General features: G+C 70.2%; 1 protein-coding gene. It reads left to right on the top strand.

What is annotated here, in order from left to right:
• The first annotated feature begins 89 nt into the window (after positions 1 to 89).
• On the top strand, positions 90 to 1,253 hold the full coding sequence (mqnC, locus tag AC5LUJ_RS23655; RefSeq protein WP_250283276.1) for a cyclic dehypoxanthinyl futalosine synthase: 1,164 nt from the start codon (positions 90 to 92) through the stop codon (positions 1,251 to 1,253).
• Positions 1,254 to 1,645 lie beyond the last annotated feature (392 nt).

The raw sequence follows: 1,645 nt of genomic DNA on the forward strand, positions 1-1,645 counted from the left end.
CGGCAGCCCCGGGAACAGCGGCAGCCCCGGGAACAGCGGCAGCCCCGGAAACAGCGGCAGCGGGAACAACGGCAGTCGCGGGCACACCGGTGGCCGGCGACCAGGAGACCGCGTCCGTGCTCGCGCACGCCGCGGACGGCGGGCGGATCACCGCCGACGAGGCGCTGCTGCTGTACACCAGGGCGCCGCTGCACGCGCTCGGACGGGCCGCCGACGCCGTCCGCCGTCGCCGCTTCCCGGACGACATCGTCACCTACATCATCGACAGGAACATCAACTACACGAACGTGTGCGTGACCGCCTGCCGGTTCTGCGCGTTCTACCGGGCGCCCGGCCACAAGGAGGGCTGGGTCCGCGACGTCGACGACATCCTCGCCAGATGCGGCGAGGCCGTCGAGCTGGGCGCGACCCAGATCATGCTCCAGGGCGGCCACCATCCCGGCTTCGGTATCGAGTGGTACGAGAACACCTTCGCCGCGATCAAGCGGGCCTACCCGCGGCTGGCCCTGCACTCGCTGGGCGCCAGCGAGGTCGTCCACATCGCCCGGACGTCCGGGCTGAGCTTCTCCGAGGTCATTGTCCGGCTGCGGGACGCCGGGCTCGACAGCTTCGCCGGCGCGGGCGCGGAGATCCTCACCGAGCGTCCCCGGCACGCGATCGCCCCGCTGAAGGAGCCCGGGCACGTGTGGCTGTCGGTGATGGAGACCGCCCACGGCCTCGGCCTCGAGTCGACCGCGACGTTCATGATGGGCACCGGGGAGACCAACGCCGAGCGCATCGAGCACCTGCGGATGATCCGTGACGTGCAGGACCGCACCGGTGGCTTCCGGTCGTTCATCCCGTGGACCTACCAGCCGGAGAACAACCACCTGCGCGGACGCACGCAGGCGTCGACCATCGAGTACCTGCGGCTGGTGGCGGTGGCCCGGCTGTTCTTCGACAACATCGCGCACCTGCAGGGCTCGTGGCTGACGACCGGCAAGGAGGTCGGCCAGCTCACCCTGCACATGGGCGCGGACGATCTGGGCTCGGTCATGCTGGAGGAGAACGTGGTCTCCTCGGCCGGCGCCCGGCACCGGACCAACCGGAGCGAGCTCATCCATCTCATCCGCGCGGCCGACCGGATCCCGGCGCAGCGCGACACCCTCTACCGGCACCTGGCCGTGCACCGCGATCCCGCACAGGACCCCGTGGACGACCGGGTGGCCTCGCACTTCTCCTCGACCGCCCTGCCGATCGTCGCCACCACATAGGCCGTCCCGCGGACGACAGGCCGTCCCGGACGACTAGAGCGCCGGCCAGGTAGCCATACGTATCCCTCCTGAACGGTGGCATGCTTCGATGGACGTCGGCCACCGGAGAAGATCGGCGTAATTTTGTCGTTGTGTACGCTTTTGCGGCCAAAAAGCGTACACAACGACAAACTCTTCTGGATCATGGCCTGTGCGGGTGGTCGTGGATGGGATCCGCGCGCTACTTGACCGGCGCTCTGGGCCGTCCCGAACGGGCAGTTCCCGAACGAAGCATCCCCGAGCCGGGCCGGGCCGAGCCGAGCCGGGCCGAGCCGGGCCGGACGGACCGTCCACCGAGCGGCTGGGAGAGCACGCGAGAGGACGGTGGCGTGCCCCGTGCCCCGTGCCCCGTG

The sequence above is a fragment of the Protofrankia sp. CiP1_Cm_nod3 genome, from assembly GCF_982290655.1.